The organism is Kitasatospora sp. NPDC097605, from assembly GCF_040302725.1.
Lineage (GTDB): Bacteria > Actinomycetota > Actinomycetes > Streptomycetales > Streptomycetaceae > Kitasatospora.
This window is the reverse complement of sequence record NZ_JBEOSF010000004.1, coordinates 137,344-160,084: the sequence shown is the minus strand read 5'-3', so window position 1 is coordinate 160,084 and position 22,741 is coordinate 137,344. Positions and strand designations below refer to the sequence as shown.

At 72.5% G+C, this 22,741-nt stretch carries 25 protein-coding genes and 1 pseudogene; 15 read left to right on the top strand and 11 right to left on the bottom strand.

Going from position 1 to position 22,741, the window contains the following annotated elements:
• Positions 1–14: 14 nt before the first annotated feature.
• Positions 15–1,130 carry a helix-turn-helix transcriptional regulator gene (locus tag ABTX81_RS06345; protein ID WP_350541919.1) on the top strand — a complete coding sequence of 372 codons (1,116 nt, stop codon included), beginning with the start codon at positions 15–17 and terminating at the stop codon, positions 1,128–1,130.
• A 347-nt stretch (positions 1,131–1,477) separates the two neighbouring features.
• Here ABTX81_RS06345 and ABTX81_RS06340 read toward each other — a convergent pair whose 3' ends face one another.
• Positions 1,478–2,017 (bottom strand): hypothetical protein, encoded by a 540-nt coding sequence (locus ABTX81_RS06340; protein WP_350541917.1) that lies wholly within the window; start codon positions 2,015–2,017, stop codon positions 1,478–1,480.
• Between the two features lie 159 nt (positions 2,018–2,176).
• Between ABTX81_RS06340 and ABTX81_RS06335 the strand changes: the two genes are divergently transcribed.
• Both ABTX81_RS06335 and ABTX81_RS06330 read left to right on the top strand, forming a co-directional pair.
• The gene (locus tag ABTX81_RS06335) at positions 2,177–4,291 is read left to right on the top strand and encodes an AfsR/SARP family transcriptional regulator (RefSeq protein WP_350541915.1); all 2,115 of its coding nucleotides are present in this window, start codon (positions 2,177–2,179) and stop codon (positions 4,289–4,291) included.
• Positions 4,292–4,598: 307 nt separating this feature from the next.
• On the top strand, positions 4,599–5,273 hold the full coding sequence (locus tag ABTX81_RS06330) for a hypothetical protein (RefSeq protein WP_350541913.1): 675 nt from the start codon (positions 4,599–4,601) through the stop codon (positions 5,271–5,273).
• A 64-nt stretch (positions 5,274–5,337) separates the two neighbouring features.
• On the opposite strand, the gene ABTX81_RS06325 is transcribed toward ABTX81_RS06330, so the two are convergent.
• A complete protein-coding gene (locus tag ABTX81_RS06325) occupies positions 5,338–6,153 on the bottom strand; it encodes an LURP-one-related/scramblase family protein (RefSeq protein ID WP_350541911.1) in 816 nt (271 codons plus the stop codon).
• A 184-nt stretch (positions 6,154–6,337) separates the two neighbouring features.
• Here ABTX81_RS06325 and ABTX81_RS06320 point away from each other — a divergent pair, with 184 nt between their 5' ends.
• From ABTX81_RS06320 to ABTX81_RS06295, 6 genes are all read left to right on the top strand, one after another.
• The gene (locus ABTX81_RS06320) at positions 6,338–6,919 is read left to right on the top strand and encodes a snapalysin family zinc-dependent metalloprotease (RefSeq protein ID WP_350541909.1); all 582 of its coding nucleotides are present in this window, start codon (positions 6,338–6,340) and stop codon (positions 6,917–6,919) included.
• A 497-nt stretch (positions 6,920–7,416) separates the two neighbouring features.
• The gene (locus ABTX81_RS06315) at positions 7,417–8,595 is read left to right on the top strand and encodes an inorganic phosphate transporter (protein ID WP_350541907.1); all 1,179 of its coding nucleotides are present in this window, start codon (positions 7,417–7,419) and stop codon (positions 8,593–8,595) included.
• The gene (locus tag ABTX81_RS06310; protein WP_350541905.1) at positions 8,592–8,834 is read left to right on the top strand and encodes a hypothetical protein; all 243 of its coding nucleotides are present in this window, start codon (positions 8,592–8,594) and stop codon (positions 8,832–8,834) included. The genes ABTX81_RS06315 and ABTX81_RS06310 overlap by 4 nt, the downstream gene beginning before the upstream one ends.
• A 49-nt stretch (positions 8,835–8,883) precedes the next feature.
• Positions 8,884–9,099: a hypothetical protein gene (locus ABTX81_RS06305; protein WP_350541903.1), complete on the top strand. Its 216-nt coding sequence runs from the start codon at positions 8,884–8,886 to the stop codon at positions 9,097–9,099.
• Between the two features lie 378 nt (positions 9,100–9,477).
• A complete protein-coding gene (locus tag ABTX81_RS06300) occupies positions 9,478–9,696 on the top strand; it encodes a ferredoxin (RefSeq protein WP_350541901.1) in 219 nt (72 codons plus the stop codon).
• A 91-nt stretch (positions 9,697–9,787) separates the two neighbouring features.
• Entirely contained in the window at positions 9,788–10,993 is a 1,206-nt protein-coding gene (locus ABTX81_RS06295) for a cytochrome P450 (RefSeq protein ID WP_350541899.1), read from the top strand.
• Between the two features lie 414 nt (positions 10,994–11,407).
• Here the strand turns inward: ABTX81_RS06295 and ABTX81_RS06290 are convergent, their stop codons facing one another.
• On the bottom strand, positions 11,408–11,611 hold the full coding sequence (locus tag ABTX81_RS06290; protein WP_045694210.1) for a cold-shock protein: 204 nt from the start codon (positions 11,609–11,611) through the stop codon (positions 11,408–11,410).
• 506 nt (positions 11,612–12,117) lie between these two features.
• Between ABTX81_RS06290 and ABTX81_RS06285 the strand changes: the two genes are divergently transcribed.
• Both ABTX81_RS06285 and ABTX81_RS06280 read left to right on the top strand, forming a co-directional pair.
• Positions 12,118–12,351 (top strand): hypothetical protein, encoded by a 234-nt coding sequence (locus ABTX81_RS06285; RefSeq protein ID WP_350541897.1) that lies wholly within the window; start codon positions 12,118–12,120, stop codon positions 12,349–12,351.
• Positions 12,352–12,560: 209 nt separating this feature from the next.
• Positions 12,561–12,956, top strand: coding sequence for a GvpU-like protein (locus ABTX81_RS06280; RefSeq protein ID WP_350541895.1), 396 nt, complete (start codon positions 12,561–12,563; stop codon positions 12,954–12,956).
• 237 nt (positions 12,957–13,193) lie between these two features.
• On the opposite strand, the gene ABTX81_RS06275 is transcribed toward ABTX81_RS06280, so the two are convergent.
• The 3 genes from ABTX81_RS06275 to ABTX81_RS06265 form a co-directional block, all read right to left on the bottom strand.
• A complete protein-coding gene (locus ABTX81_RS06275; protein ID WP_350541893.1) occupies positions 13,194–13,598 on the bottom strand; it encodes a DUF2267 domain-containing protein in 405 nt (134 codons plus the stop codon).
• The gene (locus ABTX81_RS06270) at positions 13,595–13,843 is read right to left on the bottom strand and encodes an STAS domain-containing protein (RefSeq protein ID WP_350541891.1); all 249 of its coding nucleotides are present in this window, start codon (positions 13,841–13,843) and stop codon (positions 13,595–13,597) included. The genes ABTX81_RS06275 and ABTX81_RS06270 overlap by 4 nt, the downstream gene beginning before the upstream one ends.
• A 109-nt stretch (positions 13,844–13,952) precedes the next feature.
• Positions 13,953–14,387 (bottom strand): Hsp20/alpha crystallin family protein, encoded by a 435-nt coding sequence (locus ABTX81_RS06265; protein WP_350542246.1) that lies wholly within the window; start codon positions 14,385–14,387, stop codon positions 13,953–13,955.
• 108 nt (positions 14,388–14,495) lie between these two features.
• On the opposite strand from ABTX81_RS06265, the gene ABTX81_RS06260 reads away from it, so the two are divergent.
• Positions 14,496–15,170: a type III effector protein gene (locus tag ABTX81_RS06260; protein ID WP_350541889.1), complete on the top strand. Its 675-nt coding sequence runs from the start codon at positions 14,496–14,498 to the stop codon at positions 15,168–15,170.
• 236 nt (positions 15,171–15,406) lie between these two features.
• Here ABTX81_RS06260 and ABTX81_RS06255 read toward each other — a convergent pair whose 3' ends face one another.
• Positions 15,407–16,708, bottom strand: a complete 1,302-nt coding sequence (locus tag ABTX81_RS06255; protein WP_350541887.1) for an MFS transporter — start codon at positions 16,706–16,708, stop codon at positions 15,407–15,409.
• Positions 16,709–16,981: 273 nt separating this feature from the next.
• Here ABTX81_RS06255 and ABTX81_RS06250 point away from each other — a divergent pair, with 273 nt between their 5' ends.
• Positions 16,982–17,689, top strand: coding sequence for a GntR family transcriptional regulator (locus tag ABTX81_RS06250; RefSeq protein ID WP_350541885.1), 708 nt, complete (start codon positions 16,982–16,984; stop codon positions 17,687–17,689).
• Positions 17,690–17,755: 66 nt separating this feature from the next.
• Here the strand turns inward: ABTX81_RS06250 and ABTX81_RS06245 are convergent, their stop codons facing one another.
• Together ABTX81_RS06245 and ABTX81_RS06240 are read right to left on the bottom strand one after the other, a co-directional pair.
• Positions 17,756–18,604 carry a metallophosphoesterase gene (locus ABTX81_RS06245; RefSeq protein ID WP_350541883.1) on the bottom strand — a complete coding sequence of 283 codons (849 nt, stop codon included), beginning with the start codon at positions 18,602–18,604 and terminating at the stop codon, positions 17,756–17,758.
• 291 nt (positions 18,605–18,895) lie between these two features.
• Complete coding sequence (locus ABTX81_RS06240; protein WP_350541881.1) at positions 18,896–19,510, bottom strand: helix-turn-helix domain-containing protein; 615 nt, start codon at positions 19,508–19,510, stop codon at positions 18,896–18,898.
• 145 nt (positions 19,511–19,655) lie between these two features.
• Between ABTX81_RS06240 and ABTX81_RS06235 the strand changes: the two genes are divergently transcribed.
• Positions 19,656–20,648, top strand: coding sequence for an alpha/beta fold hydrolase (locus ABTX81_RS06235; protein WP_350541879.1), 993 nt, complete (start codon positions 19,656–19,658; stop codon positions 20,646–20,648).
• A gap of 32 nt (positions 20,649–20,680) precedes the next feature.
• Here ABTX81_RS06235 and ABTX81_RS06230 read toward each other — a convergent pair.
• Positions 20,681–21,022 (bottom strand): annotated as a pseudogene (locus tag ABTX81_RS06230) (hypothetical protein); the annotation flags it as partial.
• 390 nt (positions 21,023–21,412) lie between these two features.
• Here ABTX81_RS06230 and ABTX81_RS06225 point away from each other — a divergent pair.
• A complete protein-coding gene (locus tag ABTX81_RS06225; protein WP_350541877.1) occupies positions 21,413–21,754 on the top strand; it encodes a hypothetical protein in 342 nt (113 codons plus the stop codon).
• Positions 21,755–21,763: 9 nt separating this feature from the next.
• Here ABTX81_RS06225 and ABTX81_RS06220 read toward each other — a convergent pair whose 3' ends face one another.
• The gene (locus ABTX81_RS06220) at positions 21,764–22,708 is read right to left on the bottom strand and encodes an alpha/beta fold hydrolase (protein ID WP_350541875.1); all 945 of its coding nucleotides are present in this window, start codon (positions 22,706–22,708) and stop codon (positions 21,764–21,766) included.
• Positions 22,709–22,741: the final 33 nt, after the last annotated feature.

Here is a 22,741-nt window from a genome sequence, read left to right as displayed (position 1 = left end):
CCTAGGGTGGGGAGATGACCTCTTTCCGTGACAGGGAACGCCGCATGATGGGAGAGATCGGCGATCTGGCGGCGGCGAAGCTCCCGCTGGAACAGTTCTTCCGACAGCTCCTCACCGTCCTCGGGCCCGCTCTCGGATCCGAGGCGGGCTGCCTGCACGGGGCCGATCCGGTCACCGGCTTCCTGACCTCCACCGTCGCCGAGGGCCTGCAGCCGACCGCCTTCGAGCACGCCATCTGGTTGGAGATGTGGTCCGACGACACCACCCGGTTCGTCGACATCCGGGCCGCCGGCCGCGTCGTGGAGACCGTCCACCGGGCCACCGGCGACCGTCCCGAACGCAGCGTGCGCTACCGGGAGTTGCTCGCCGAGTACGGACTGGGCGACGAGCTGCGGATGAACTTCGATGTCGGCGGCGGGCGGTGGGGAGCCGCCGCGTTGATGCGCGGGGCCGGATCGGCGCCCTTCGGCGCGAGCGAGCAGAGACTGGCGGAACGGGCCGCCCGGGCCGTGGCCGCCGCCCTGCGCGACTACGCGCTGCCCGCCCCGGGCACCCCTGCCGGGCAGGACGTCCGGGCGGACCCGCAGGACGGACCCTGGCTCGGGGTCGCCGTCATCGGCCCCACCGGTCAGCTCACCTCCGCGGACTCCGGGGCCCGGCAGCTGTTCGAGGAGCTCTCCGAGCCGCAGTACCGCCCCGCCGGAGTACCGACCGCGCTGATCTACCTCTCCGAGCGGGCCCGCATCCACGCCACCTCCGCGAACGCGGGCGCCCACGCCTGGTCCCGGCTGCGCCGCCGCAACGGCCAGTGGCTCACCGTCCACGCCTCGCTGCTCGACCAGTGCCCGCGGGGCAGCGTCGCCCTGGTCGCCCAACCCGCGAGCCCGGTCGACGTCATCCCGCTGTCCCTGCTGGCACACCGGTTCTCCCCCCGCGAGCAGGAGGTGGTCCTCCAGGCCGTACGGGGCCTGAGCACCAGGGACATCGCCCACCGGCTCTTCCTGAGCCCGGCCACCGTCCAGGACCACCTGAAGTCGGCCTTCACCAAGACCGGCGTACGCAGCCGCCGCGAACTCGTCGCACTCCTCGCGGCCCCGTACACCGCCGGGCTCGGCCGCCCCCCGGCCTGACGCCCGCGCCCCGGATCCCTACCACGGGAAGAGGTCGTCACACCCCCTGCAAATCTGGGATGTCACCGGTCGCCGCCGGATGGGAAGGTCTGTCCCGGCGCCGGCCCCGCACCGGGGTCCGCCCCACGCCCATGTCACCTTCCCGGCAGAGGAGTCCCTGCCCCATGCCACGCGCCCCTCAGCCCGGATTGCCCGCCGGCCGAGGAACCCGGAACGCCGGCCGGCCCGGCCACCCGAGGGTGACCGGGCCACTCGTACGGGAGCCCTCGACGCCGCGTCCCGAGGGCTCCGGACCGGGACCGCAGGCGGAACGGCCGGACGGGCTGCTCACGCCCCGCCCGCCGCCGTCAGTTCCAGGGGTTGGCCTGCTGGTCGTTGATGGCGGTCCAGAAGCGGGCGTTGGGGTTGATGTTGCCGTACGCCCAGAAGCTCCACCCGCCGACGTACTCCAGGTTCGGGCCGTAGCGGCCGTCGTGGAACTCGGCCTGGCGCCAGCCGATGCCGAAGGACGCCTGGCAGACGCTGTTCGCGGCGGCCTGGCTGTTCAGGCGCGATCCCTTCACCGGCTGGCTGAGCGCGACGGTGCCGCCGGCCCAACCGTTGTAGAAGCCGATGCTGATGCCGTCCGGCGCCGGGCTGCCGTCCACGTTGATGCAGAGGACCGGCAGCGAGACGGACGGCAGGGTGTCGCCGTTGTACGGGTCGCTCGGCGTCGAGTGCGCCGGGCCGCCGACCTGGACGGTCCCGTCGGGGCCCGACGCGAGCACCTGCCAGGTCATGCCCTTGTGGGTGGCCGGCCCGGCGGCCGGCGCGGCGCTCGCCGAGAGGGGTACGAGGGCCAGGCCGAGTGCGACGGCCAGGGCCGCGGCCTGCTTCATGCGCTTCATCCGACTGCTCCTTGGGAGTGGGGGAACCGGCCCCAGCGGGGCCGGTGAGAGAAGACTCCCAGTCGAATGCACAAATTCAACACGATTTCATCATGAAACGGTCACGAGCTTCGAAGACATCCGGCCCGGCTCGACGTCGGCCAACCGCGGGAGGGGCAGATGGAGTTCAGGATCCTGGGGCCACTGGAAGTGTGGACCGACGACGGCAGGCGGGCCCGGACGGAAGGGGCCAAGCAGGAGCGGATGCTCGGCATCCTGCTGCTGAACGCCGGGGCCGTCGTCCCGGTGGCCCGCCTGGTCGACGCGGTCTGGGACGACCCGCCGGCCACCGCCCACCGCCAGATACGGAACCTCGCCGGGCTGCTGCGGCGCAAGCTCGCCGCCGCCCAGGACGGGCCGCCGGTGCTGCTCACCGACGGCCCCGGCTACCGGATCGCACCGGACGGCCACCAGGTGGACGCCCTGACCTTCGCCCACCGGGTGTCGGTGGCGCGCCGACTGGCCGAGCGCGGCGAACCCGAGGCAGCCGTACGGGAGTTCCGATCGGCGCTGGGCCTGTGGCGCGGCCCGGTGCTGGACGGGCTGCCCGGCAGCCTGCTGGCCGCCGGCTCGATGGCACTGAACGAACTGCGGCTCACCGCGTGGGAGAACTGCCTGGATCTGGAGGCCGACCTCGGCCGGCACCGGCAGACCGTTCCGGAACTGACCGCGCTGGTCGCCGAACACCCGCTCCGGGACCGCTTCGTGACGCAGCTCGTCCGGGCCCTGCACCGGGCGGGCCGGCAGGCCGACGGGCTCGCCGCCTACCGCCGGTTCGCGCGGCAGCTGGCCGACGAGCTCGGCCTCGACCCCGGACCGGAACTCCAGCTCCTGCACCAGGAGTTGCTGAAGGACGGGCCCGCCCCGGCCGCCGGCTCGCCGCGCACCCGGCAGCAGCTGCCCAGACCCGCCCAACTGCCGCCCGCGCCGGCCACCTTCGTCGGGCGGCGGGCGGAACTCGGCGCCCTGGACGGCCTCGCCGACTCGGCCGGCTCGGCCGGCGCCGCCGGCATCGGCGTGGTGACCGGCGGCGCCGGAACGGGCAAGACCGCCCTCGCCGTGCGCTGGGCCCACCGGGTCCGCGAGCGCTTTCCCGACGGTCAGCTCCACATCAACCTGCGCGGGTACGCCATCGGCCCGCCGCTGGCCCCGTACGAAGCGCTGGCCCGCCTCCTGCGCGCCCTCGGCACCGACCGCGAGCGGATGCCCGGCACCGTCGACGAGAGCGCCGCCCTGTACCGGTCACTGCTCGCCGACCGCAGGGTCCTGGTCCTGCTCGACAACGCCCGCGACGCCGAGCAGATCCGCCCGCTGCTGCCCGGTTCGGCGGGTTCGCTGGCCCTGGTGACCAGTCGGGACGGGCTGGCCGGGCTCACCGCCCGCGACGGTGCCCGGCGGCTGGTGCTGGACGTCCTGCCCCAGCCCGAAGCCGTCGAACTGCTCGCCCGGATCACCGGCGCCGACCGGACCCGCGCCGAACCCCGCGCCGCCGCCGAACTCGCCGCATCCTGCGGTCACTTGCCACTCGCCCTCGGCATCGCCGCGGCCCGCCTCGCGGAACACCCGCACCGCACCCTGCTGGAACACGCCGCCGAACTGCGCGACCCGGAGGACCGCCTCGACGCGCTCCAGATCGACGGCGACGCCGGCTCCACCCTCCGGATCGCCTTCGACCTCTCCTACCGCGCCCTGCGACCCGCCGCCCAGCGGCTCTTCCGACTCCTCGGCCTGGCCCCCGCCACCCGCATCGGCACGGCGGCGGCCGCCGCGCTCTCCGGCTCCTCCCCCGCCGCGACCAGACCGGTGCTCGACCACCTCGCCGCCGCCCACCTGCTCAGCCCCGCCGGCCCGGACCGCTACCGCCTGCACGACCTGCTGCGCTGCTACGCCGCCGAACGCGCCACCGCCGAGACCGGCCCCACCGAACGCGCCGCCGCCCGGGAACGCCTCTGCTCCTGGTACCTGCACCACGCGGAGGCGGCGGCCCGCCTGCTCACCCCGCAGCGCCCCCGCCCGCCGCTCACCGACCCGGCCCCCTGGTACGAGCCGCCGGGCTTCACCACCCCGGCCGAGGCGCGGCAATGGTACGAGCGCGAGCACTCCCACCTGCTGGAGACCGCCCGGTACGCCGCCGAGCACGGCCTCGACGACCACGCCCGGCGGCTGCCCCTGGCGCTCCGGGGCCACGTCCAGGCCGGCCCGCACCCGGCGGACCGGACGGAGGCCGACCGGTAGCCGCTCGCGACGCGAGGGCCACGCCCGCACCGACCTCGCCGTCCGGCGGCCGGCGCTCCGTCCCGGGACATCCCTGACTCGTCCACGTACGCGGTGTTGCGGTCCCCGTGCTCTCCGCAACCGCGGCGGTGGGCCCGCGGACCACCACCACCGGTCCCGGACCGCTCCGCGTCGGAGGCGGTCGGAGGACCGACGGATCGGTACCGACACCTACGTCTGGACGGCGCAGGGCGGCTTCTTCGCCGAGACCACCGAGGCGACCGACGCCGTCAGCGAGACCACCGCCGGCTCGTACAGCTTCCACGGCATGGCCGGCGGCTCCATGGACCTGTCCTTCGGCTTCGTCGGCCTCGGCTGGGGAATCCACCTGGACGCCTCCGCGGGCGGCGGCTACAGCAACACCCGGGCCAAGGGCAAGGATGCCTCCCGCTCCTTCGGCCTCGACGTGCAGTGCGCGCCCTCCGGCGACCTGCAGCGCCGGGACGTCAACGGCAAGCCGGTGTACGACCCGGCGGGCCGGCCGGTGCTGGTGCCGGGCAAGGTGGACGCCTACCGCTTCCTCACCTTCTACCTCGGCGAGACCAGCGCCAACTTCGACGACTTCTACCGCAAGGTCGTCGACCCGATCTGGCTTCAGGGCAGCAACGCCCCCGACGCCGCCGCCCTGCGGCAGGCCCGGCAGAGCTCCGCCAAGCCCCCGTGCTGGCGGATCCTGCACCGGGTCACCTACGTCAGCCGGGTGCTCCCGCCCGTCCCGCCGCCCGGGGCGCCGCCGCTGGAGAAGGCGATGCGGGCCGAGAACATCGACAGCAACTACGAACTGATCCGGCGTCTGGAACCGTACGTCCGCCCGGCCGCCACCAGCACCGGCGCCCTGTCCGCCGCCACCCGGCAGGTGCTCGCCACCGAACTGCCCGAACTCCTGCCGCACGCCGTCGAGATCATCGACTACCTCGGCCGGTACTTCGGCATCGACGACTGACCCCCGCCCGGCCCTCCGGTTCCCCGGAGGGCCGGGCTCGTTGAGGCGGGGGCGCGCGTGGTGGCTATCCGAAGCCGCGGGCGTCCTGCTTCAGCGCGGTGTCCACGGTCAGCGCGGTCGCCACGACGAGGCTGAGCATCGGGTCGGCGAGCGGGCGGTGGATCTGGAGCACGTAGTTGTCGGCCGTGGTGAACATCGTCTTCGCCAGGCCTTCCCAGGTCTTGGTGATCCGGGCGACCTCGGTGTCCGTCCCGTCGACGATGGAGAAGTTCCAGGCCCGCCAGTTCTCCGCCTTGACGGCGCCGACCTTCTGCCCGCCGACCTCCATCGCGAAGTTGATCTTCCCGATGGCGTTCTGCTGGACGATCTGGCCGACCTCCTCGCCGTTCGGACGCTGCACGATCACCCGCGACTTGACGAACTTCGCCGGGCGGGTCAGCAGCAGCACCGGGGCGCCCTGCGGGTCCCGGATCTCCAGCTTGTGGGTCAGATACTGGTCGAGGGAGGTGAGCAGCCGTATCGCCTTGCGCAGACCGCTCTGGCCGACCTCGACCACCGAGCCCAGGGTGGCGCCCTGCTGGTCGAAGACCGCGTACTCGTTGGTCAGCTCGACCAGCTTCGCCTTCTGGTTCACCACCAGGACCGGCTCGGAGAAGAGCGTCCCGCCGCCTCCGGAGACCGGTCCCACACCCGCCTGCCGCTGCACCTGACGCTGCACCTTGGCGGAGTCGCCGACCGGAGCGGCCGACTGCCCGGGGATGCCGGGGCTGTTCGTGTTCTGAGACATGGCGGGCAGGTTAGGCCCAAACCCCGTCCCGAAGCCACCTCGATTCCACGACACGGGCAGTTGAGTGGTCACCGGCCGGACCGTCGGGCCCATGTGCGGCAATCGCGACCCGGCGGCGTTGACGGAAGCGGACGTAACACCGGTGCGGCCCCCGTCGATTGACTTGACAGTTCACCGTCATTTCAGCGGCTCGCCTCCTCGCGCAGACGGCGATGCCCAGCGCCCCCACCACCGTCTCCCCTCCTTGCGGGAGACCGACCCCCACGAAAGGACAGCCATGCTCCACTCGAAGTGGTTCGCAGCAGCCGGGACCGCCGCGGCCGTCGCCCTGCTCATGGCACCCACGGCGCAGGCCGCGTCCGCACAGGAAGCTGTCGCACCGACAGGCGTCTCCGCGGTGACCACCCTCCGCTACGACGCCACCCGGGCCCCCGGCTGGGAGGCCGCCGTCTCGGCCGGAGTCGCCTCCTGGAACGCGAACGCCCGCAACGTCAAGCTGATACCGGCTCAGCCCGGCACCCGGGCCGAGATCTTGATCATCGCCACCAGCGGCTGGCCGCAGGCGACGCTGGGCCCGGTCCGCCCGGGCGGCCAGGCCCGGGTGGAACTCGGAAGCCAAGCCGTCACCGAAGGCCACGACAAGACCCGCATCGCGGCCCACGAGATCGGCCACACCCTCGGCCTGCCGGACACCAAGCCCGGGCCCTGCTCCCAGCTGATGTCCGGCTCCAGCGCCGGCACCAGCTGCAAGAACGCCGTCCCCAACGCCACCGAACGGGCCCGGGTCGACTCCGCCTACGCCGGCCTCACCGCCACTCCGGCCCCGGCGGACGGCCGCCTCCTCGTCGACGCGCCCTGACCCACCCGCACGACCGGGTGGCGTGCTGACCGGCTGACCGGCTGAAGCCGCGGGACACCGCCTCGACGGACACGCCGGCGGCCGGGGCCGGACGAAGCCGGTCCCGGCCGCGGGTGCGGGTGCGGGGCCACCCTGTGCCGACCGTTCGCCCGCTCAGTCGTACTCTGCGAACACCTGCCGGCACCCGCGGCCGCCGCGGTGGCCGAGCACCCCGACCGTGCGCGCGATCGCCCGCACGTCCAGGGGACGACGGCCTCGTTCCCTTCCGGACGGCGCCCCGGGCGTACGCGGCCTTCCGCGACATCCGCCTGCTCACCCTTCCCGGCGTCGGCCACGTCGCCCCGCGGAAGCGGCCCGCCCCGGTGGCCTGGGCGTTCCTCGACCTGATCACCGGGGCGGCGCGGGTTGATCCGATCGGCTGACGGCGTGACGGCGGACCGGCGCGCCGGGCCGTCGGCGGGTCGGCGCTCCGCGGCCGACGGGCTAGGTTCGGGCTCGTGACCGGCAATGACGTGGTGCTGGTGCTGGTGGTCGTCACCGCGCTGGGGTTCGACTTCACCAACGGGTTCCATGACACCGGCAACGCCATGGCGACCTCGATCGTCACCGGGGCCCTGCGCCCGCGGGTGGCGGTCGCGCTCTCGGCGGTGCTGAACCTGGTCGGGGCGTTCCTCTCGACCGCCGTTGCGGCCACCATCGCCGGCGGCCTGGTCCGGAGCGGCGACGTCACCCTGGTCGTCGTCTTCGCGGGCCTGGCCGGCAGCATCCTGTGGAACCTGACCACCTGGTACCTCGGCATCCCCTCCAGTTCCTCGCACGCGCTCATCGGCGGCGTGGTCGGGTCCACCATGGCGGCGGCGGGCGCCTCGGCCGTCAAGTGGCAGGGCCTGGTCTCCAAGGTGATCGTGCCCGCGACGCTGTCGCCGTTCATCGCCGGCACGGTCGCGGTGGTCGGCACCCGCCTCGTCTACCGGCTGACCCGTGGCGTGCCCGAGCGCCCGCGCGACGACGGCTTCCGGCTCGGCCAGATCGGCTCGGCCTCGATGGTCTCCCTCGCCCACGGCACCAACGACGCGCAGAAGACCATGGGCGTCATCACCCTGGCGCTGATCGCCAACGGCACCCTGAGCGCCGGCGCCACCTCGCCGACCTGGGTGATCGCCTCCTGCGCGGCGGCGATCGCGCTGGGCACCTACGTCGGCGGCTGGCGGGTCATCCGGACCCTGGGCAAGGGGCTGCTGGAGATCGGGTCGCCCCAGGGCATGGCCGCCGAGTCGGCCTCGGCCGCGGTGATCCTCTCCTCCACCGACTTCGGCTACTCGCTCTCCACCACCCATGTGGCCACCGGGTCGATCCTGGGGGCGGGCGTCGGGAGGAAGGGAGCCGTGGTGCGCTGGAACGTCGCCCGCCGGATGGCCGTGGCCTGGCTGATCACCCTGCCGGCCGCCGCCGTGGTCGGTGCCGCGGCCTACTGGGCCGCACACGGCATCGGCGGGACGGCCGGCGTCGTGGTGATCTTCACCGTGCTGGTGCTCGCCTCGACCGCCTTCTTCCTCGCCTCCCGCAACCCCGCCGTGACACCGGAGAACGTCAACGCCACCTGGACGGGCACACTGCTCCCGGAAACCGAACCCGGTCCGGGCCCGGACCCGGACACCGACAGGGCGGTCCCGTGAACGCCTGGATCGACCTGGACGCGCTGTGGCGGATCCTCGTCGTGGGCCTGCTCGCCGGAGCCGGCCTGCCGGCCCTGTTCGCCCTCGGCCTGCGCGCCCTCAACCCGCCGGCCCGCGTCGGCGAGGCCATGACGGCGCGACCGACGTCCCGTACCGGCTACGCCCTCGCCGGCCTCTGCTTCGGCGTGGTGCTCGCCGCGATCGGCTGGGGCATCCACGTCATCGTCGGCCACCGCTGAAGCTCCTCCTCGCGGTCGTCGCCGGGATCCGCGGCGGCAACGAGTCCATGTGGAAGCTCACCTCGGTGGGCGGCGGCCGCTACCGGATCACAGCTCCTACGGGCTGGACCTCACCGAGAGCGGCGGCTACATGGCCGAACTCCAGCCCTGGAGCGACTCCATCCAGGCAGAAGTGGGAGCGGTGGAACTTGGTGGTGCGACCGAGGGGCCGACCGGGGGGCTGGCGGAACAGCACAGTAACGACCATTTCCAGGAAGTGGATTGACGGTTCGTCCTCTCTGCACAGACGGGCAGACACCTTCAGTCCATGTGTGCAGACCTGTCCTCCGCGCATTCCCGCTGGCTGGGGCATGCCGCAGTATCGGGGCACGTGATCGCCCCAAGGCTGTGGCGAGTCGCACCGGAGCCGCCATCAGAAGTCCGCGGCACCAAGCCATTTGCACCTGTCCATCGGATGGGTTCTGTCAACACCGAAGCGGGCCGGATCGGCGGCACATCGTCACGGGCCCGGGAATTGCGACTGCCGAAAACAGGATCCGGCCACCGTCCCCCTCCGTGAACGGACCAGCGACGGCTGGGTTGACCATGACAACGAGAGGCGGTCGCCGGGCAGCCGGCGCCGCCCTGGCGAGAGGAGCCCGACATGCAGGTGAGCATCGACCGGGACCGCTGCTGCAGCTCCGGCATGTGCGTGATGAACGCCCCCGCGGTCTTCGACCAGGACGACCGGGACAGTCTCGTGAGGGTCCGTCAGACCATCCTGCTGCCCGAGCAGTTCGACGACGTCAGACTCGCCGCCGAGCTCTGCCCGGGCCGGGCGATCACCGTCACCGGGGACGAGCCCGCGCGGACCGGGGCCTGACGGACCCCCGCCGCCGGCCCCGCAGGCCGCCGGGAACCTTCCCGGGCCCCGAACCCCCCGAGAACACCCGCGACATGAGGAGACCCCCGCCTTGACCACCGCACCCACCACTCCCGTCCTCCCCCTGCCGGCCCGGCACTCCGGCGGCTGCCCGTTCGGCCCGCCGCCCGCGTACCCCGAGGCCGCCGCCACCGGGCCGGTGACCAGGGCCGAGCTGCCCGACGGCGACCTCTGCTGGCTGGTCACCGGCTTCACCGAGGTCCGCACCGTGCTGTCCGACCGCCGGTTCAGTGCCGACATACGCCACCCGGCCTTCCCGCTGCTGGTCGCCGGCGCTCGCGAGCTGATCACCGACAATCCGGACTTCCTGCGGCTCGACGACCCCGAGCACGCCCGTCAGCGCCGCATGATCACCGGGGAATTCCTGGTCAAGCGGGTGGAGGCGCTGCGCCCGGAGATCCAGCGGATCGTGGACGGGGCACTGGACCGGATGACCGCGGGCCGGACCACGGCCGACCTGGTCACCGACTTCGCGCTGCCGGTGCCCTCGCTGGTGATCTGCCTGCTGCTCGGCGTGCCGTACGAGGACCACGACCGCTTCCAGAGCCTGAGCCGCACGATGCTCAGCCGGGAGAGCACCGTGGAGCAGCTCCGGGAAGCCCAGGAAGAGGTCCGGGACTACCTGAGCGACCTGACGGCCCGCAAGCGCGCACAGCCGGAGGACGACGCCCTCAGCCGACTCGCGGCGCGGGACGACCTGACCCCGGACGACGTGGCCGGCATGGGCGTGCTGCTGCTGATCGCCGGGCACGAGACGACCGCGAGCATGATCTCGCTGTCGACCGCACTGCTGCTGGAGCACCCCGAGCAGATCCCCGGCCTGGCCGACCCGGCCACCCTGCCGGGCGCGGTGGAGGAGCTGTTGCGGCTGCTGACCATCGTGCACACCGGCCTGCCCCGGGTGGCACTGGAGGACGTGGAGCTGGGCGGCGTCACCGTCCGGGCCGGGGAGGGCGTGATGGCGATGCTCTCCACCGCCAACCGGGACGAGGCGGTGTTCGGCGGCGCCGGCCATCGGGCGACGGACGAGCTGGACCTGGAGCGGGACGCCCGGCGGCACCTGGCGTTCGGCTTCGGCGTGCACCAGTGCCTGGGCCAGCCGCTGGCCCGCGCCGAACTCCAGATCGCCCTGGAGACGCTGTTCCGCCGGCTGCCGGGGCTGCGGCTGACCGGCGAGCGCGAGTTCCGTACCGATTCGTTCATCTATGGGATGCGGTCACTGCCCGTGACCTGGTGAGCGGGGCCCGAGGGAGAACTCTCACTGGAGTACTGGGCGGAGCTGTCCGGGCGATCATGTGCGAAGCCGGATGACGGGACCGGCTGCGGTGACGGGGCCGAGGTGGACGTATCCGCGCTGCCGGAAGTGTGACGGTCGGAGCCTGGACGGTGGGACCGTGCGGCATGTCACCTACGGTCGGCGCTCACCGCGCGGGGCGGGAGCGGGCAACCTCGGGCCGTGGGCTGCCACGGCAGGGAGCCGGTCGGACGCGGCGCTGTGCGTCCCGTGGGGGGATGGCCGCAGCCGGCGGGACCGGGGGCATGAACGGCCGAGGATGCGTGCCGCAATGCCGAAGAAGTGCCAAGGGGCCCGCACCGGGCTTGTGTGCGCGGTGCGGGCCCCTCGCTACCGAGCGGGTGCCGGTGGCAGAAACTACAGCGGGCGAATGTTCTCGGCCTGCGGGCCCTTCTGGCCCTGCGTGACGTCGAACTCGACCTTCTGGCCCTCGAGCAGCTCACGGAAGCCGTTGGCGTTGATGTTCGAGTAGTGGGCGAAGACGTCGGGGCCGCCACCCTCCTGCTCGATGAAGCCGAAGCCCTTCTCCGAGTTGAACCACTTCACGGTGCCATTAGCCATAAAAATATCTCCTTCAAGGGCTGTCCGAAGCCCGCACGCTGCGGACTTCGAGTCGCCGCGATGAGCGCCCACCCGGGGAAGAGCCGGGAAAAACAAAAATGCGCCTGCGAAACATCAGCAGGCGCACACAAAGTTCATGGGAACCACTACTGCAACTAGGACGACAGTAGCAGGTTGCGGACCTCCGTGGTGGGATATTTCCGCCCGAGTTCTGCGACGCCCCGCACCCGGCCTGCCGGGCCGGCGCCGACGTGACCGGCAACATGCCTGGGAGGCAGGCTGGTTGGCCGAGTGGATCACTCCGTTCCCGGCCCCGACCGGCCAGCGGTGCGACGACCGCAGGAGCGGCACGCCCACCCCTTGTGGTGGCCTGCCGGGCCGGATATGACGTCCGGCGCCGCTTCGGGGCGAACCGGACAAGCACACGCACCCGGTATTCAAGATCCCCAAAAATCGGTGACGCCGGGAGGGTCCGGCCTTGCGCTTTTCGGCGCATACTGGCGCTGATGACGAAATACGGAGCAGTCCCCCGCCACCTGCCCACCAGTCCCTTCAAGGCCCGGGCGCAGGCCCCGCGCAAGCACTTCGCCGTCGGTGACCGGGTCACTCATGACACGTACGGTCTCGGCCGGGCCATCGGCGTCGAAGTCGAAGGCGGCAGCGACATCGCGGTACTCGTGGACTTCGGGTCACGGCAGGAACGCATCACTCAGCCCTACACCGCGATGTTCAAACTCTGACCCCGGGCGCCGCCGGTCCCGGCCGGCCGGTCGTCCCGCACGGCTCGCGGGCGGAGCGCCGCCCGGGGCGCTTGTCGCTCTCCGGCGGGCGCGGTCCACGCGGAACGCGCCCCGACGGAGCACTCGGGGGACGCCACCCTTCCGGACGGTGACGTCGCGGGTCGGGGCGTTCGTGCGGGCGGCTTGCGGCGGGCACTATCCTCTGGTTCATGTCGAACCCTGATGCGCTGCTCGTCGACATCGCCGCGATGGTGGAGTCCGAGCGCAGCAACCAGATGCCGTTGACCGTGGTCGTCCCGGGGGCGGTCATCACCGGCCGGCTGGCGCCGGAGAGTCTGTGGAACGAGCGGGTGGCCGAAGTCCTCGCCGCCTCCGATCACCTGAAGCCCTTTGCCACGCTGTTCACGGCGCCCGTGACCCGGGACGGTGGTGCGGCCGGCGACGACGTGACGCCGCCCGTCGTGCGGCCCACGCATCTGCATCTGCACGTCGCCCGCATCCTGCAGGGCAGCTACGGGCTGCCCCACACAGGGGGCATGTACCGGATCGCCATCGCCGACATCAGCAGCTGGACGGTGGGAGACCTCTCCTACTCCGACCAGTGACGTCCTTCCGGGGCGGATTCGCCGAGGCCGCGGCACTGCGGCCGTGACCGATCGGGATGCGGGAGAGCGAGCGCACCACCACCCGCGCTCCTCTCCACGACCCGGCGGGAGGTCCGCAGGGCCCGCTGCCGAGCGTGGCGTCACCGAGGCGGCGGCCACGTCGCAGCGTTCTTCGCCGGTGAGCTGGGAGCCCAGGCGGGCCTGCACTGCGGGCAGGGCGGGGCGGGTGGTCGGGTGTCAGGGGTGCGGGGCCGGCTGCGGGCGGCCGAAGAGGACGTCGTAGCCGGGCGGGAGTTGGAGCAGGATCTGCCGGGTGAGGTCGTCCTCGGCGGCGTCGGCGACGGTGCTGAGGACGGCGCCGATGTCCCAGAGGGCGGTGGTCTCGGTCGCACCTTCGAGCCAGGCGGCGGTGGCGCGCACGAATCTCTCGGGCGTGAGCGGCTCGGCGGCCTGCAGGGGGTTGAGCAGTATCAGGGCCAGGGCCTCGGGCAGCCGGGCGGCGAGGTCGGCGCGGACCCGGCCGACGAGGTGGGCGCCGAGCAGGGCGAGCACGACGCGGGCCGCGCGCTCGGCTTCCTCTGGTGTGTCGTATTCGCCGCGTTCCCGGACGCGCTCCAGGAACGCCTCCCATCGCAGGGTCATGGGGTGTCTCCCTCCGCTCGGGTGGCGCTCGCCGGCGCCTGCGGTCGGGGATCGGCCGCCAGGCGCCGGTGGAGGCCGGTGAGCTTGAGCAGCCGCAGGACGGGGCGGCCGGCGCCGCGCAGGACCAGGCGAGCGCCGAGCAGGTCGGCGTGGTTGCGGGCGTGGACCAGGGCGCCGAGGCCGGAGCAGTCCATGAACTCCACCCCGGACAGGTCGAGCACGGCATCCTCCCCTTGGCCCGACACCGTCGCTACGGGACGTCGGCCCGCTCCGGGGCCTCCGCCGAGGGGCGGGCCGTCCCGCGCGCAGGGGGAGATCCGCGCGGGACGGCCCGGGTTCCGGTGAACGGGCCGGTCAGGCCTGGATCTGCTTGCGGTCGCCGTTGTGGCTGATCGCGATCTTGCGGGGCTTGGCCCGCTCGGCCACCGGGATCTTCAGGGTCAGGACACCGGCCTCGTAGTCGGCGCTGATCCCGTCCGGGTCGAGGGTGTCGGAGAGCATGACCTGCCGGGAGAAGGCGCCGAGCGGGCGCTCGGACAGCTCCCACTTCACGTCCTGGCCGTCGTGGCGGGGACGCCGCTCGGCCTTGACGGTCAGCATGTTCCGCTCGACGTCGATGTCGATCGCCTGCGGGTCCACCCCGGGCAGATCGAAGCAGATGACGTACTCGTCGCCGGCGCGGTAGGCGTCCAGCGGCATCGGGGCCGGACGGGTCCACGTTCCGGCGTTGCCGAGGAACTGCTGGGTCAGCCGGTCCAGCTCGCGGAACGGGTCGGTGCGCATCAGCATCGCGAACACCTCCATCACTTGTGGGTGCCAGTGCGCTTCACCTGAATCCGTTCTAGCATGTCATCCATCCGATGACAACCTCAGACGTCGCTGGGAGAGTGACAGCCCATGACCGGCACATCCGACACCCCGCCCTCCGAGTCCGAGCCCGCGTCGTTCCTCGCCGCGGCCGCCGCGCTGGCCGCCATCGACAGCACCGTCCGCGGCGCCCGGACCCCGGACCCCGCCGAAGGGCCCGAACCGGCCACCAGCCCCGACCAGGCCCTCGCCGCCATCCTCCTGCTGCGCGAACTGCGCGACGAGCTCGCCGCCTGGGAGTCCGGTCTGGTCGAGACCGCCCGCGCCGCCGGTGCCACCTGGGACGACCTCGCCCGCCCCATGGGCGTCGCCAGCCGCCAGGCCGCCGAGAACCGCTACCTGCGCCTGCGCCGCGCCCGTGCCGGCACCGACACCGGCGGGACCACCGGCGCGGAGCGGGTCAAGGCGGTCCGCGACCGCCGTGCCGCGGACCGCGCCGTCACCGCATGGGCCCGCGACCACGCCGCCGAACTGCGGGTCCTGGCCGCCCAGATCACCGCGGCCGGCCTCGATGTCCGCGCCGAGAGCGCCCAGGCCGCCCTGACCACCGCCCTCGGCCGCACCGACGCCGCCGACCTCATAGCGCCCCTCGCCGGCATCCGCGCCCACCTCGGCACCGGTCACCAGGACCTCGCCGCCCGCCTCGACGCACTCACCGCCCGCACCGAGCAGCTCCGCCACGACAGCAACCGGCGCCGAGCCTGACCGACCCCGGTGCGGCATCCGTGCAGCCTCCGCGCAACGGGCCTTGAGGAAGCCGCTCATGCCCCGCGGGCACCGGGCCATGAGCGCCGAACAGCTGTGCCCGCGCACACCCGCCGGCCGGTCGGCCCGCCCGAAGGCTCGGCGGGCCGACCGTCATGAGGTGGAGGGCGGCGGGAGAGCTCGCCGGTCGAGGTCCGGATGCCGGGCCACGGGGCCGGGGTTCCCCGGGGTCGGGTTCAGCGGACGCGCAGGCGGGGGACGAGGGCGGCGCCGGCGAGGGTGGTGAGGCCGCAGACGAGGAAGAGGACGAGGTAGTTGTCGCCACCGGAGACCGGGTCGCGGCCCAGCGAGAGGAAGGCCGGGGCGAGGGCGGGGCCGATGGCCATGGAGAGGTTCTTGGCCATGGCGAAGGAACCGAGGTAGCGGCCGGCGTCGCGTTCGTCGGGCAGGACCTGGGTGACCATGCCGAGGTCGACGGTGTAGTAGGCGCCGAGGGCCGCGCCGAAGACGACGCTGTAGAGGTAGACCATCGACACGTCGGCGGTGAGCGCCTTGAGCACCAGCATGGCGGCCATCGCCACGGTGGCCCAGAGCAGGAAGGGGCGGCCCCGGCCCAGACGGGTGGCCCAGCGTCCGGCGAGGTAGGCGGCGAGGCCGGAGGCGGCGGTGGTGACGATGGTGGTGGTGCCGACCAGGGCGATGCCCTCGGTCGCGTTCAGGTGCAGACGGGCCTGGACGTAGTAGAAGGAGTAGGCGGAGATCATCGCGTAGCCGAAGCTGACGACCAGGCGCTGGGTCCACAGCAGCCGGAAGTCGCGCGCTCCGCGCGGCAGGACGACCAGGGAGGCGGCCACCGAGCGCAGACCGGCCCGGGGGCGTTCGCCGGCCGCCAGGCGCCGGTCGGGCAGCTTCAGGCACAGCAGCGCGGCGGCCGCGAGGGCGAGCGATCCGCACAGGGCGAACTGGAGGGTGACGCGGCCGGGCAGGGCGGAGGCGAGGACCATCGCGGGCACGACGCCCGCGAGGTTGCACATCGAGAAGGCCCCGGCGACGCGGGTGCGCCGCTGCGGCGGGTACTGGTCGACGACGACGGCGGTGAGGGCGGAGACCAGGCTCTGGTAGCCGGCCACGGTGACCACCCAGCCGGCGGCCAGGGTCACGGTGTCGGGCGCGAGGGCGAGCAGCAGCAGTCCCACCAGGCCCACCAGCGCCCCGCCGAGGATCCACGGACGGCGCATGCCGAAGCGGCCGGTGCAGTGGTCGGACAGGTGTCCGGCGACCGGGGTGACGAGGATGGTGGTGACGCCGCCGAGGGCGGTGACCAGACCCAGCACGGTGGTCTTGTCGTGCGGGGCAAGTTCCTGGATCCGCTGGCTGAGGCCGAGGACCAGGGGCAGGGAGACGGCGGCGGAGTACCAGAGTTCGGTCAGGCCGATCAGGACGGTCAGGCCCCGGCGCGGGGCGGCAGGGTCGGCGGGGTGCTGGGCGGTGGGGGTCGGGGCGGCGACGGTGGGCGTGGGGGCGTTCGCGGTGGTCATGGGTTCGGTGCTCCGGTCCGGTCAGGCCGTCAGGGCGGTGCGCAGCCGCTGGGCGCTGCGGTAGAGGCGTCCGGCGCGCAGGTGCGGTCCGGCGGTCGAGGCCACGTCGCGGAAGTTCACGAGGTTCATGAAGTCATCTATATGACTTTTGGCAGAGGTGCCATCAGGCCTGGTGGGGGACGTCCGGGTGAACGGCTCGGGAACACTGCGACGGGCCGGGACAGAGCCCCGGCCGTGATCTTCGCCGGAGGGCCGGGGTCGTAGAGTGTCGCCGTGCCCCGAGAAGCCCGCTACCGCGCGATCGCCCGTGACCTGGCCCGCCGCATCGACTCCGGTGACCTCGCGCCCGGCTCGCGGCTTCCCACCGAGGAGGCGCTCGCCGAGCAGTACGGCGTGCACCGGCTGACCGCCCGCCAGGCCATGGTCGAACTGCGCGCCGGCGGCCTGGTGGAGACCCGTCACGGCAGCGGCAGCTACGTGCGCGTCCTCCAGCGGCGCATCCAGGTCGCCGTCGACCCGCAGACCCGCCGGCACTCCCCCGACAGCATCGAGGCGATCGCCGCGCACCTGACCGACGGCGAGGAGCCGCGCTCCGCCGCGCTGCGCCAGAACCCCGCGGCCGCGCGGCAGCTGGGACTGACCGGGGACGAGGTCTACGAGGTGGCGACGCTGCTGCGGATCGACGGTCTGCCCGCCGTGGCGAGCCGCTACGCGCTGCCGCCGCGCCTGGACGGCCTCGCCTGGGCTCCGGAGGAAGGTGTGCTCGGGGCGCTGCGTCGGCTCGGCCACGACTTCCGCTACCGCAGCCACACCGTCTCCGCCGATCTGGCCGGCCCGGACGACCAGGAGGCGCTCGGGACGGACCCGGGGGCGCCCGTCCTGGTCCGCGAGGGGCTGATCGTGTGCGACGGCGAGCCGCTGTGCCGCGTCGTGCGGCGCTGCCGCGGTGCTCTGGTGGCCTTCACCACCCACTACGAGTAGACGCGCCGGCCGGCACCGCCCCGGAGCGTCCTCCGGGACGGCGCCGGCCGGCGCCGTGCTTCGCGGTCAGTGCCCGCCCAGGTGGGAGACCAGCTGCTCCAGGGGCAGCTCGTAGACCGCCGGCTCCTGGCGCAGCGGGACCAGTACCGTGCGCACGCCTTCGGGTGTGATGTCGACCCGGGTGCACGCCTGGAAGGGCACCGAACGGACGACGCCCGCCGGGGCGAGCGGGTCGGCGGCGTAGGCGTTTCCGGGGCCCACCCACACCGGCACCCCGGCCAGCTGCCCGGACGCGGCGCTGTGGGTGTGACCGGCCAGGATCAGCCGCACGTCGCTGCCGCGCACCACGTCGGCCAGGCGCTCGGGCTCGCGCAGGTCGATGTGCGCACCGAGCCGCGGGTCCTCGAAACCGGGGATGAGACCGCCGAGCGGCGGGTGGTGCAGCACCAGCACCGTCCCGTGCTCGGCCGGCTCGGCCAACTGCGCGGCCAGCCAGTCGAGCTGGCCGTCGTCGAGCTCGCCGTGGTGCCTGCCGGGCACCGAGGTGTCCGGGGTCACGATGCGCAGTCCGCCGACGGCGGTGACGTGGTCGTACGGCTCGGTGGTGGGCTCCTGGCCCAGCAGGCCGGCGCGCAGGGCGCCGCGGTCGTCGTGGTTGCCGGCCGCGTAGACGACGCGGGCGTCCAGCTTCGCGGCGGCGGCGTCCACCGCCTGGCCGAGCAGGCGGTAGGACGCCTCGTCGCCGCGGTCGGTGTTGTCGCCGGACAGGATGATCGCGTCGAAGTCCCGGCCGGAGGCGACGGCGGCCTCCAGCGCGGCGCCCAGAGCGGCCCGGGAGTCGACCGAGCCGTGCAACAGGCCCTCGGCGACGACGTGGACGTCGGTCAGGTGGAGCAGCGTGTACTGGTAGTTCATGCCCCGACCATGGCGGGTCCACATGGCCCCCCAAAGTCATCTATATGAATTTCCCGGACGGATCCCCAGCCGGGAGCGGCGCCCTGGAGCGCGGTCGGACCGGCTCGCCCGAGGCCGACGCCCCGGCCGGCATCCCCCAGGGGTGCCCCGGCCCGCCGGTCAGGAAGCGGTAGCGCGTCCGAAGCGCGGAGCGCTGTCCTCCTCCGGCTGTTCGAGGAGGCCGCCCAGCGTGTCGGCGGCCTCGGCCAGGGCTTCCGGCTTCCGGCTTCCGGCTTCCGGCTTCCCGGACGCCTACGCCGAGTGGCGGCCGCCGACGGCCGGTGGGGTGCGCAGCCGTGGACGTTCTCCTTGGGGCCCGAACATGATCAGATACTCGACCGGTCCGGCGGATCCGGCGTTCGCGACTCCGTGGGGGATGCGGGTGTCGAACTCGGCGACCTCCCCGGCAGTCAGGACGAGGTCCCGGTCGCCGAGTGCGAGCCACAACCGCCCGTACAGGACGCACAGCCACTCGTAGCCCTCGTGGGACACCTGTCGGGGCCGCCCAGGCGGCTCCGCGACGGCGGGCAGGGCGTGCTTGTGGGCGTGCAGGCCACCGACGTACCGGGTCAGCGGCAACACCGCCTTGTCGTCGCCGAAGCCGTGCGGCGCCGTGGTACGGGGCTCGGCAGCCGGGGTGGGTGCGGTGCCGGCCAACTCGTCCAGGGCGACCCCGTATTCCTTCGCCAGTTGCAGCACCACCTCCAGGGTGGGCTTGCGCCGGCCGGTCTCGATCCGCGACAGCGTACTGGGCGAGATGCCGGTCGCGCGGCTCACCTCGGCGAGCGTGACGCCACGGCGCTCGCGCACGATTCGCAGCCGCGGCCCCATCGCCGCCAGCGTCCGGGCCACGTCGTCACCTGCCACCGTCCCCGTTCCTCCCCGTCGTGCGGCTGCACCGCCCTGTCCTGCGATCTTGCCAGAATGGCAACGCTGATCGCGCCGAACGGCCGCGGCGCCGCATGATCAAAGGGTTCCCGCCACCCGCCCGCGAACCGAGGAGAAGCCCGCCATGCGATCCGAGCCGACCGCCGCACTCCGCCACCGCACCGTCGAGGCCCCTGCCGGGCGCCTGCACCTGGTAGAGCAGGGCACCGGCCCGCTGGTCCTGCTCGTACACGGCTTCCCCGAGTCCTGGTACTCCTGGCGCCACCAGCTCCCGGCCCTCGCCGCGGCCGGGTACCGGGCAGTGGCGATCGACGTGCGCGGTTACGGCCGGTCCTCCAAGCCCGCCGCGATCGACGCCTACCGGATGCTCGACCTGGTGGAGGACAACGTCGCCGTCGTGCATGCCCTCGGTGAGGAGAGCGCGGTGATCGTCGGCCACGACTGGGGCTCCAACATCGCCGCCGCCTCCGCTCTGCTCCACCCCGGGATCTTCCGCGCGGTCGGCTTGCTGAGCGTCCCGTACGCGCCGCCCGGCGGCCCCCGCCCCACCGACGTCTTCGCCCGGATCGGCGGCCCCGAGCAGGAGTTCTACGTCTCCTACTTCCAGGAGCCCGGCCGGGCCGAGGCGGAGATCGAGCCCGATGTCCGGGGCTGGCTCGCGGGCTTCTACGCGGCCCTGTCCGCCGACACCATGCCCGCCGCGGGCGAGCCCGACCCCCACTTCGTCGCCCCGGGCCGTCAGCTGTGCGACCGCTTCCCCGCCGGCCCGCTCCCGGCGTGGTTGAGCGAGGAGGACCTCGACGTCTTCACCGGGGAGTTCGAGCGCACCGGCCTGACCGGCGCCCTCAACCGCTACCGCAACATGGACCGCGACTGGGAGGACCTCGCCCCGCACCGCGGAGCTCCGATCAAGCAGCCGTCCCTGTTCATCGGCGGCGCCCTGGACGCCTCCACCACCTGGATGTCCGACGCCATCGAGGCCTATCCCGTCACCCTCCCCCGCCTGTCGGCCTCCCACCTCCTGGAAGGCTGCGGCCACTGGATCCAGCAGGAACGCCCCGACGAGGTCAACAGCCTGCTGACCGACTGGCTCGCCACGATTCGGCGGACGCTCTGAACAGCTCTGCCCGATCCGACTGTCGGCCCGGGTCAGGAGGGCTGGTGGGCCGGGGCGTCCGGGTGGGGCCGCATCAGTAGCAGGTCCTCGCCCCAGGCCTCCAGCACGGCCGCGTGGCCGGCGGCCCGGGCAGCCGCCTCGACCCGGGCGAAGAGCCGCTGCTGGGGCGCCACTTCGCCGGTCGCGGTGATCCGGGCGACGGTGTCCAGCAGCGCGGCGCTCTCCCAGCCGGGCAGCGGGAACCGGTCCAGCTCCCAGGCCAGGTACTTGTTGTAGGGGCGCGGTCGGCGGTCCAGGGCGAAGAGCAGGTCGAGCAGGAATCCGACGCTGTCGGCCGCGTCGAGGTGGCCGGCGAGCGGGTTGCCGTCGCGGTGGCGACGGCCGGGTCGGCCGTCGCCTCGGCGGTGAACGTCAGTTTATCGACAGTGTCGTTCGCAGCCAGTGCCGGTTCGCCGACCGTTCCCACCATCAGCTCCAGCAGAGCACCGACGAAGTCGGCGTCCATGAACTGACTGAGCTCCTGCTGCACGATCTGCTCGGCCACCTCCTCGAAGCTCAGCTCACGGACCAGGGCCCGGCCGAGCAACACGACCTGCTCGGCCGGCTCGAAGATTCAACGGCCCGCTGTCCGCTACGAGGTGGGCAGAGTCCCGGCCACCGGCGAGGCCTACGCCCGGTCCGCCCACCACCAGAGGGGCACCGAACCCAACCCCGACGAACGGGATGAGGGTCTGACCGACGGTCCCGCGCTTCAATCGGTCCGATTGAATGAGCACATGAAAAGAGATAAGGGACGGAAGCGGGCTCCGTTCGGCACACCGAAGGACATCATCCTGCTGGCGACCCCGCATGGCTGGCGCCACAGCCTCATCACCTCGGACGGCGGGTTTGTCTGCGGACACTTGCCCGACGTCCCCGTCGAGGACGCCGAGCAGGCCAAGGAACGCGCTGCCGCGATGCTGAGCGAACGGGGACGCGAGTTCCACGGGACTGTCTTCGAGGTCGTGTGGGAGGAGTCCACGTCGCCCGGCTCCTGGACCGGCCACATCCATCAATGCCTTGAAGCGCAGCCAGCCGAAGCCGACCACCTCGGGGCCGGGAGTTAGACGGCAAGCTTATGCGTTATCCCGTTGGTCCAGCCACTTGAGAATGGCCTGGTTCGTTTCTTCCGGCTTCTCCTGCTGGATCCAATGGCCGCAATCCAGACTGAGCACTTCCACATTCGGTACGAATTCTTCCAGCCTTTCAGCCCTCGCAACCACATCGCGGTCGCCGTAGATCATGAGGGTGGGCTGTTGGATGATCGGGTCCACGTGTGCCAACAGGCGCCAGTTGCGGTCCAAGTTTCTGTACCAATTCATACTGGCCGTGAACCCTGATGATTCGAAAGCGGAGACGAGAACGGACAGTTCGCTGTCGCTCATTACGGGATCACCGAGGGGCGTTCCGGCCCTGGCGAGATCGATCAGCGCCATACCCGGCCGAGGCTCCCTGGGGGGCTCGTTCTTCCGGTACAGGTTGCGAAGGAACTGGAAGGTGTTGCCTTCGAACACGGCGTCCGCGACGCCTGGCTGCCGATTGAAGTGGACGAAATAGAAGTCGCCACCAAGCACGTCTTCCATGAACTCGATCCAGGGCTTCTCTCCGCGCTCCTGGTAAGGCAGGCTCAGATTGATCACCTTGTCTACGCGGTTCGGATGCAACAAAGTCATTCCCCAGACGACGAACGCGCCCCAGTCATGGCCGACGAAGGTGGCGTCTTCGTATCCGTAGTGGTCGAGGAGTGCGACGAGGTCGCCCGACAGGTGCTCGATGTCATAGGCCGTCACCTCGGCCGGGCGGGACGAATTGCCGTAACCTCGCTGGTTCGGTGCGATGACGTGGTAGCCGGCTGCGGCGAGGGCGGGCAGCTGGTAGCGCCAGGAGAAGGCGTGCTCCGGCCAGCCGTGGCAGAGCACGACGGCCTTTCCCGCGTTCGCTCGGCCTGCTTCGAAGACTTCGAGTTCCACGCCGTTGACCGGGATGAGGGTGGGCTTGGGAAAATCGGCTGGATTGAACATTGACGTTCCCCTCCGGGGGCATTCGCTAGCGGT